Annotated in this window: 10 protein-coding genes; 6 read left to right on the top strand and 4 right to left on the bottom strand. The window is 47.6% G+C overall.

Annotated elements, in window-relative coordinates; all coding sequences use genetic code 11:
* Positions 1 to 446: 446 nt before the first annotated feature.
* Positions 447 to 863 (top strand): hypothetical protein, encoded by a 417-nt coding sequence (locus tag WC959_12710; GenBank protein MFA5689976.1) that lies wholly within the window; start codon positions 447 to 449, stop codon positions 861 to 863.
* Between the two features lie 42 nt (positions 864 to 905).
* Entirely contained in the window at positions 906 to 1,133 is a 228-nt protein-coding gene (locus tag WC959_12705) for a hypothetical protein (GenBank protein MFA5689975.1), read from the top strand.
* Positions 1,134 to 1,159: 26 nt separating this feature from the next.
* Here the strand turns inward: WC959_12705 and WC959_12700 are convergent, their stop codons facing one another.
* The 3 genes from WC959_12700 to WC959_12690 form a co-directional block, all read right to left on the bottom strand.
* Positions 1,160 to 1,618 (bottom strand): hypothetical protein, encoded by a 459-nt coding sequence (locus WC959_12700; protein ID MFA5689974.1) that lies wholly within the window; start codon positions 1,616 to 1,618, stop codon positions 1,160 to 1,162.
* Positions 1,619 to 1,917: 299 nt separating this feature from the next.
* Positions 1,918 to 3,015 carry an SAM-dependent methyltransferase gene (locus WC959_12695; GenBank protein MFA5689973.1) on the bottom strand — a complete coding sequence of 366 codons (1,098 nt, stop codon included), beginning with the start codon at positions 3,013 to 3,015 and terminating at the stop codon, positions 1,918 to 1,920.
* Between the two features lie 27 nt (positions 3,016 to 3,042).
* Positions 3,043 to 3,414: a hypothetical protein gene (locus WC959_12690; protein ID MFA5689972.1), complete on the bottom strand. Its 372-nt coding sequence runs from the start codon at positions 3,412 to 3,414 to the stop codon at positions 3,043 to 3,045.
* A gap of 119 nt (positions 3,415 to 3,533) precedes the next feature.
* Here WC959_12690 and WC959_12685 point away from each other — a divergent pair, with 119 nt between their 5' ends.
* Together WC959_12685 and WC959_12680 are read left to right on the top strand one after the other, a co-directional pair.
* Positions 3,534 to 4,832 (top strand): YihY/virulence factor BrkB family protein, encoded by a 1,299-nt coding sequence (locus tag WC959_12685; GenBank protein ID MFA5689971.1) that lies wholly within the window; start codon positions 3,534 to 3,536, stop codon positions 4,830 to 4,832.
* Positions 4,829 to 5,104 (top strand): hypothetical protein, encoded by a 276-nt coding sequence (locus WC959_12680; GenBank protein MFA5689970.1) that lies wholly within the window; start codon positions 4,829 to 4,831, stop codon positions 5,102 to 5,104. Before WC959_12685 ends, WC959_12680 begins: the two co-directional genes overlap by 4 nt.
* Positions 5,105 to 5,138: 34 nt before the next feature.
* Here WC959_12680 and WC959_12675 read toward each other — a convergent pair whose 3' ends face one another.
* Positions 5,139 to 6,263, bottom strand: a complete 1,125-nt coding sequence (locus tag WC959_12675; protein MFA5689969.1) for a 4-phosphoerythronate dehydrogenase — start codon at positions 6,261 to 6,263, stop codon at positions 5,139 to 5,141.
* Positions 6,264 to 6,369: 106 nt separating this feature from the next.
* On the opposite strand from WC959_12675, the gene WC959_12670 reads away from it, so the two are divergent.
* Positions 6,370 to 7,236, top strand: coding sequence for a 50S ribosomal protein L11 methyltransferase (locus WC959_12670; GenBank protein ID MFA5689968.1), 867 nt, complete (start codon positions 6,370 to 6,372; stop codon positions 7,234 to 7,236).
* Positions 7,226 to 7,867, top strand: a complete 642-nt coding sequence (locus WC959_12665) for a class I SAM-dependent methyltransferase (GenBank protein MFA5689967.1) — start codon at positions 7,226 to 7,228, stop codon at positions 7,865 to 7,867. Before WC959_12670 ends, WC959_12665 begins: the two co-directional genes overlap by 11 nt.
* The last annotated feature ends 111 nt before the right edge of the window (positions 7,868 to 7,978 follow it).

Below are 7,978 nucleotides of genomic sequence, written 5' to 3'. Positions count from 1 at the left end.
CTCATCAATCAGGCGCGATTTATACGCCTTGCCCGCCGTTTTATATCTGCGGCATTGAACCCGCAGATCCTGCGCTCTTGACTCCAGACTCATCGTTTCCATCCCTCCAGCAACAGGGTGTCATCATTATGAGTCAACGAAACAATCCGCCCCCCTCTGCGGCCCGTGCTTCGGTCTCTTTTTTTATGAGTCAATTCGCATTATATTGAATATAAAGGAATTGGCTTGCGCCTGCGATAGAAATCGATAAATTGATTCGTGGACGCTGAAGAACTCTAGGAATCACAAAAAACTGCGGCAAAACTCAGCGGTGTTCCTGTGTATAGGAGTCAGGCAAAAGAAGTCACTCACTGACGGTATTGAGTAGCATGGATACGCTAGATTTTGAATTTCAAATTCAAGTTAAGAAACTAAATTGAATAACTATTTAAATACGGGGAAAACATATGGATAAAAATACAACAAGATTGTCCGACCTAAAAAGCTGGTTAAAAGATGCCGCACAAGAGTTTTCTTCCGCGGAATCTTTTGTTAATAAACATAATGATCCTCATTTAAAACATGTATGTTTAGCAAGAGCGGTAGCAACAAATGAATTTTCATTTCTTCCCGACTTTTCGCCAAAATGGGCATTCGCAAGACGAGGTTTTTTAAAAATTTTCGATACTTATCTCACTTTTGGGAACTGGATTATTCATTATCCCGACATCGAATCAGCAAAGTTGAAAATTCGTTCAAGCGGAGACTTCCTTTTTCAAGGACACATTCTCATAATAAAAACTGCTGTTAGAGTTTATCAGTTTGGATTACCTGAAAATAAATTCTGGGAAACAAAAATGCCGTTTGATTTTGAAAGAGTATAATAGCCGATGTAATCTTCGATCTATTTAAAACTGAGAACATATATGGGTATCATTCTTTCCATTATTTTAGGTGGCGCAATTATTTTTGGATTATTTTCCTACATTAGTTCTCGTAACAGTGATCCGAAAGAACGTGTTCGAGAAGCTGCCGGAGCTGCTGCTGTTGGTGGTGCTGCCACGACAGGATGTTTATTACAACTTATGATACAAACATTGCCATTTCTTATTGGTATTATCTTATTAGGGTTGCTAATTGGCTCTTGTTCTTAACTAAAAAACCGTTCTCCACGCGAATCTCAAGATTCAACTTTTTCACCTTGGTTGCGTCGCAAATTCGAATAATACGGTTCAGGAATTATGGTGCCACGAATAGGAGCAAGAAAGCTTGTTCGGAATTTTTTTTCGTAAAGTTGAATATACTTCATAGCTGTATGCTGTTGATCATAAGTCATTCGTTCTTCTATTTGAAAAAGGACATCTTGAACTTCATCTTCAAGATACTCTGGAATTCTTCGCCATGCTATATAAACCCAAACATACCCTTCCACGAGATTTTCGCTCACTCCATCACCAAGCACGTAAGCTCGTCCCAAAACGTATTGTGACAAGGCATCGCCCTTTTCTGATAATCGGCGTTGAATCTTTATTCGAGCTGGGGCTAGCAATCCTGACAGCAAACTTCGGCGTGGTGGGCCCCAACCTAAAGGGTAACGAGTAGCACTATTCATCCACGCGTCAAAATCAATCAGACTCATACCGCATCCTCCTTCATATATGGTATAAGAATGTTTTTCAAATATTGTATTCGAATACTAGGAAATTTTCAGATTATTTTCACGATAGAAAATTGTGTCTAACTCATCGACAACAAATCCCCTGCCTGGCTGGAACAATGCGTTCTGAATAAACTTTCGAATTTATAACTCAGGATAGGCTTAACGCTCGTTCTGCATTAATTGTTCCAAATACTGCATCTGGATTCTGTAAAATTCTTTCAATGCAGTCAGCTGCTGGCGTGCGGCGCGTTGTTTATCCGGCACCGGAGTTTTTCGTTTTACAGCCAGGAGCATTTTATTTTTACCGGTATGTTCCGGTGAAATAAACTCGAATATTTGTACATTATAACCGGCGGTTGTGAGCACAGCGCGCGCATTGAATCAGTGATCATATCGGCTTCCTGCCCCAGATGAACGCCGTGAATCAGTACCGGTTTGAGTACCGCCGGAATTTTAATTTGCGGACGAAGTTCTTTATGGCAGCACGGTGCGCAAAGAATAATTTCCGCGCCTGTGCGCACACCGGTGTACATTGCAATGTCCGTTGCCGTATCACACGCGTGCAGTGCAATCATGATGTTTAACGTCTCCGGTACAACACTGTTTAGGTCGCCTTGCCGGAATTGAATATGGTTCAGATTCAATTTTTCGGCAGCACCGTTGCAAAAATCCACCAGATCGGCGTGCAGTTCAATTCCGGTGACATGCGCTTTGATATTGCGCGAATTTAAATAATCGTGGACTGCAAAGGTTAAATAACCTTTGCCGGCGCCGAAATCGGCGACATTTAAGGTAGGGCGCGCAGGCTCTTGCGCGCCGGAATTTTCGGACAGCAAGGGGTTGCTGTCCCTATCCGACTCTTTCATTGCGCGCTCAATGACTTCAAGAAATGCGTTGATCTGTTTCCACTTACGTGTCATCGCCGGCAGAACATTGCCGGCGGCATTCGTCACGCCGAGTTCTTTTAAAAACGGACGCGCCGGATCAATCATTCGTTTTTTCTGCCGGTCATGTTCGCCGGAAGCTTTTCCGGCGATTTGTTTTGCTTTAAATGCAAACGACGGTTTTCCTTTCCGGCTGAACAGCAGTTGTACAGTGCCGGCATTTGTTTGCAGGTGAATGTTTCTAAAAACCTCGCCGGCGTTTTCTTCAATCAGTTTGATGGCATCTTGCGCGGGAAAATTTTTGGTGATATCGCGCGTCCGGTACCGGAAAACAAAATTGAATTGCGCTGTTCCTTTGAGTTCAACCGGTCGAACGATAATTGTTTTCAGCGCCGGATCAGCGCCGGCATTTTTACTCAGTGTTAAGCGAATGAACGTTCCGCCGGTAACGGCTTCGCGTAATAATATAAAAAACTGTTCGCGAGCTTCCACAAAACTAATTGCCTAGCGCCTGCTGCCTCAGATTATCAATCCGCTTTCCTTTTGCAGATCTGCCGGCGTTACGATTTTGCTGGCCTGTTCGCGCTGGAAACGCTGCGCTTCTTCAACCATTGTATTCATGGCCGCTTCCATTGCCATTGGAAATTTTTCAACGGCTTCGGCGAGTGTTTGCGCTTCAATGGCCCCCTGCACGGGAATCGGGCCGTGCGGTGTCATGATCTGCGTATGACCGCTGAATACGGCGGCGCGCGCGGTATCTTCCCTGCCGTCGGAATTCACCGGTACAAGCTTGCGGATACTGCCGGTTTTCAAATCGGTATAATTTTCTTCGCGGTAAAAATTACTAAGCTCCATTTTTACATCGCTTAGTTTGGATGGCTGATCGCTCATGAAAAATCCTTTCTGCTTATGTCAATTAAGCCACAGAAACCGTGGCAGTGAAACTGTTTTTGGGGTTTATTTCCGCGTCGCCGGCCGTTACAGTCCGTACAAATGAAAAGGATGGAGTTATGAGCACCGGAAAATTTGCCAAGTTAAAAAAATTTCTAAATGAAGGTTTATGGGACATTGACGCTGAAATATTGCCGCCGCACAAACAGGCCGGATTGAAACTGCTGCGTATTCTTATGCTGGTGATCAGCGGGTTTAAAGAGGACAATTGTCCGCTCCATGCCTCCGCGCTCACCTTCACGTTTGTTATGGCGCTTGTGCCGCTGCTGGTGATCGTGCTTGCAGTTGGAAAAGTTTTTGGCTTTGAGCTGGCGAGTGAAAAAATTATGCGCACCGCAACCGGTTACGGCCTGCCGGATACAGTCCTTTCAGGAATTGAACACTTGCTTGCCACGGTGGAATCCGCCAGTGCCGGGGCAGTGGGATCAATCAGTACAGTTCTGTTTCTATGGGTGGCCATTAAAATGCTTAGCCGGATTGAAGAGACATTTAATCTGGTCTGGGGAGTAAAAACGCCGCGCCCGCTGATTGATAAAATCCGCAACTATATTGTCGTGATTGTCGTTGCGCCGATTCTCATCGGAATTGCATCTGCCGGCGTGCCGGTACTGCAGGGCTTCGCAGAACAAATTGAGTGGATGGGCCCCGTCATGACATTTTCACTGAAACTTCTGCCGACTCTGATCATGACGCTTGCATTCATCGTCATTTATGTTTTTCTGCCGAACACCAAAGTTAAAATCTCCGCCGCTCTCACCGGCGCATTTATCGCCGCACTGATTGCTATCCTGTTTCAGCTGGCAATTATTAAACTCGGAATCGGTGTTAGCAAATATAACCGGATTTACGGAACTCTCGCCGCAATTCCGCTCTTCCTTTTCTGGGTACAGATTACCTGGATGATTCTGCTGATGGGTGCCGAGGTTTCGTTTTCAATTCAGAATGCCACCACTTATTCGCGCGAACGCCTCGCCGTTTCACCCAGCACGCGCGCACGGCTTTTCCTGGCATTCGCCATCATGAAAAACACTGCGGACTCATTTGAACGCGGAGACGGACTTTTTAATGCTGCTGCATACGGCATAAGCAACCGGATTCCAATCCGTTTAATTAATGATGTTATTCACGTTCTTTCCGGCTGCGGACTGCTGACTGAATCGGCCGAACATCCCGGCGGTTATGTTCTGCAGCGCAATCCTGAGAAAATTTCAGCCCGCGTCATTGTCGATGCTGTAATGAATGATGGTGCCGGACCGGAACAGCTTGGTATGACAAAAAACATTTCGATATTCGGCGAAATCATCGGCACCAGTATGAAAAATCTCGATCAAAAAACACTGAAAGATCTTCTGCAATGAATTCAGGAAAAAATAAAATTGATGCAGGCACCGATTCCGCCGGTAACACCATGGAGTTCGGGCTGCAGCCGCTGGATGAATGGATGAATGCCCATGGATTAAAAAACCATGATCTGGTTGCGGCATCAAAAAACGGATTAACGTATAAACAGGTTCAAAAAGGCCGGAAAGGCCGCCGGTTAACCAAAAATATTCAGGACAAAATTGCGGCGGCGGTTTCTGCCAGAACCGGTGAAGATGTTTCGGTAAAGCAACTGTTTACATATCGGTAAGTCAGTACGTCTGTCGGACGCGATGCGTGCACAGTCAACGCCGGTGCGGCGCCTCCGATCCAAATCCGGCGCCAATTAGCCGCGCGGTAAGTTCAGGTCGATGTTCGGAAAGGTGCACGACGGTATTTTTCAGCTCGCGCCGGACCGGATAGTTTTTCCGGAGTATGTCAAACTGTGAAACGGTTTCGGCAGTTAAACAGTCTCTGGTAATGTCATAAATGCCGGCAACGGCTTCAGCAATCACCTCTAAATCTGTTTTGCCGCGCGAATCAATCGTTAATTCCGGTACGTCAACCGGCGGCAGCACCGGTGCCGGATTCCAGGTAGCCGGAATATTGAAATGCCCACAGACTGCTTGATACATCTGCATAGTTCCATTGAGTTTACCTTCGAAAGAATGTCCGGCGATATGCGGAGTGCCGATGGCGGCGATATGGAGCAGTTCCGCCGGGATTTGCGGTTCCGGATCCCAGACGTCGAGGACGGTTTTAGAAATTTTCCCGGCGCGGCTGGCATTTAGCAGCGCAGCATCATCAACAATTTTCCCGCGGGCGGCATTAATGAAAACTGCGCCGGATTTTATTTCAGCGAAAAATTTTTCATCGGCAAGGTGCAGCGTCGGCCATTTCCCGCCGGCGGTTAACGGCGTGTGGAGCGTAACAATATCAGCTTCAGCGAGCAGTGTTTCGAGCGGCGTAAAATCGCCGGAAGTTTCTTTTTCAGCGCGCGGCGGATCGTTCAGCAGGATGTTCAGTCCAAGTGCAGCGGCGCGTTTTGCAACGCGTGAACCGACCTCTCCGACGCCGATAATGCCAATGGTTTTGCCGGCGAGTTCAATATTCAGTTTGAACAGCGCAGCGGTGATGTAATCAGCAACACTGTCGGCGTTACATCCCGGCGCGGCGCTCCATTGTATACCGCATTCCTCAACAGCGGCGGTGTCGATGTGCTCAAATCCGGCAGTGGCCGTGCCAATGAATTTTAGAGACGAGTTGGCAATCAGTTCACGTGTGACGCGCGTCGGTGAACGGATAATCAAAACATCCGCCGCTGCGATTTGCGCCGGCCCGATTTCGCGGTCGGGAATCACTGTAACGTCGCCGATCGTTTTAAACACTTCGGCTCCAAGCATGACCGTTTCTGCAACAACCGTTTTCATATTGAATAAAAATAGCGCATCGGGAAAAATAGTTAACCATGAATCTTCACTAATTCTCACGAATCCTCTCTATTAGTGCCGATTAGTGTTACTGAGTGGTTTATTTATGCAAAAAGAAAATCAAAACGGCGGGGCAATTCTCACGCTGGTCGTTGCGCAGACGTCTGCGGAACAGATCAGCGACTGGGTGATAGAGCATCTCGGCAGGACGGTGGTTGAATTAAAGAAGCCGGGCAGTATGGATGTTGCGCTCGAAATTTATCTGAACAATACGGTTGAAGCAGAACTGGCGCTGCGTGTGTTACCGGACTTTCCGGTGAAGGCCAGTTCAATCCGTGAATATGCCGCCGAGGAGTGGACGGAAAGCTGGAAAAAACATTTTCAGCCGATGGATATTGGACAGTATTTACGGGTGTGCCCGCCGTGGCTCGCCGGCGAAAGCGATCGCATTGAACTGGTAATCAATCCGGGACTGAGTTTCGGTACCGGAAACCATTTTACAACGCGTTTTTGCCTGGAGCAGCTTGATCGTTTTGTGCCGGCGAGCGGTGCGAAGACGATGCTGGATATTGGTACCGGCACCGGAATCCTGGCAATCGCAGCGGCGAAACTGGGCGTTAAAAAAGCAGTCGGCACAGATTTCGATCCGGTTTGCATTGAGCAGTCAAAAATCAACGCAAAAGAAAACGGCGTAACGGAACACACTGAATTCCGGCAGCACGATATGACTGATGGCTGGCCGGACGAAAAATTTGATATTGTCTGTGCCAACCTCTATGCATCGCTGCTGATTGATCATGCGCCGACTCTTTTGCGTATTGCCGGAAAATATCTTATGCTCACCGGGATACGCGAAGTGGAGCTCGACAGCGTGGCCGATACATTTGTGCAGCTCGGCGGACATGAAAAAGTGCGCGACTGCGACAGCGAATGGGGCGGGCTGGTGTTTGCACGGGATGAATATGAATTTTAAGCACAATACGGATAAAAGCAGCGCACGCTACTGGAATGATCTGGCGGAGATTTATCAGCGCGAAACGCGAATTTCAACGAACGACTTCCATTACGGTCCGCTGATTTGCGGCGATTCAGTTTTGAATCTTCTGCCGCCGGTCGAAAACCGAAGGTGTCTGGAGATTGGCTGCGGTGCCGGGCAGAATTCAATTTTTTTAACAAAGTGCAATGCAGAGTGTGTAGCAATTGATATTTCGCAAAAACAGCTTGCTGCCGGCAGAAAAATTGCCGGCGCTGAAAATGTGAATGTCGATTTCCGGTGCATGTCGATGGACTTACTGAGCGAGAACCTGGGCAATAAACCGGTCTTCGATTTTATCCATTCAACGTACGCGCTGCCGTTTGCGGCGAATCCGGTGAAGGTGATTGCGGATGCTGCGGCGCTGCTGAAATCCGGCGGAGTTTTCCTGTTAACAACAGGGCATCCGCTGTATGCCGGCGAATGGCTGGAGATCGGTGATGATGACGAGGACGGTCTGTTTATGCCGGATTATTTTCACCCGGAGGCTGATGTACGAATGTCGCTTGACGATCAAACGATGACAGCGGCGCACTATCATCCGCTTGCCGCCGTGCGAATTGACTCATAAAAAAAGACACCGAAGCACGGGCCGCAGAGGGGGGCGGATTGTTTCGTTGACTCATAAGGATGACACCCTGTTGCTGGAGGGATGGAAACGATGAGTCTGGAGTCAAGAGCG

This window comes from Kiritimatiellales bacterium (genome assembly GCA_041656295.1).
Taxonomy (GTDB): Bacteria; Verrucomicrobiota; Kiritimatiellia; order Kiritimatiellales; family Tichowtungiaceae; genus Tichowtungia.
Note: the sequence above shows the minus strand (reverse complement) of the source record. Positions and strands in the feature narration are given on the sequence as shown.

Coding starts and splice junctions, on each gene's coding strand:
- WC959_12710 (MFA5689976.1), top strand. CDS start 447: ATGGATAAAAATACAACAAGATTGTCCGACCTAAAAAGCTGGTTAAAA.
- WC959_12705 (MFA5689975.1), top strand. CDS start 906: ATGGGTATCATTCTTTCCATTATTTTAGGTGGCGCAATTATTTTTGGA.
- WC959_12700 (MFA5689974.1), bottom strand. CDS start 1,618: ATGAGTCTGATTGATTTTGACGCGTGGATGAATAGTGCTACTCGTTAC.
- WC959_12690 (MFA5689972.1), bottom strand. CDS start 3,414: ATGAGCGATCAGCCATCCAAACTAAGCGATGTAAAAATGGAGCTTAGT.
- WC959_12685 (MFA5689971.1), top strand. CDS start 3,534: ATGAGCACCGGAAAATTTGCCAAGTTAAAAAAATTTCTAAATGAAGGT.
- WC959_12680 (MFA5689970.1), top strand. CDS start 4,829: ATGAATTCAGGAAAAAATAAAATTGATGCAGGCACCGATTCCGCCGGT.
- WC959_12675 (MFA5689969.1), bottom strand. CDS start 6,263: ATGAAAACGGTTGTTGCAGAAACGGTCATGCTTGGAGCCGAAGTGTTT.
- WC959_12670 (MFA5689968.1), top strand. CDS start 6,370: ATGCAAAAAGAAAATCAAAACGGCGGGGCAATTCTCACGCTGGTCGTT.
- WC959_12665 (MFA5689967.1), top strand. CDS start 7,226: ATGAATTTTAAGCACAATACGGATAAAAGCAGCGCACGCTACTGGAAT.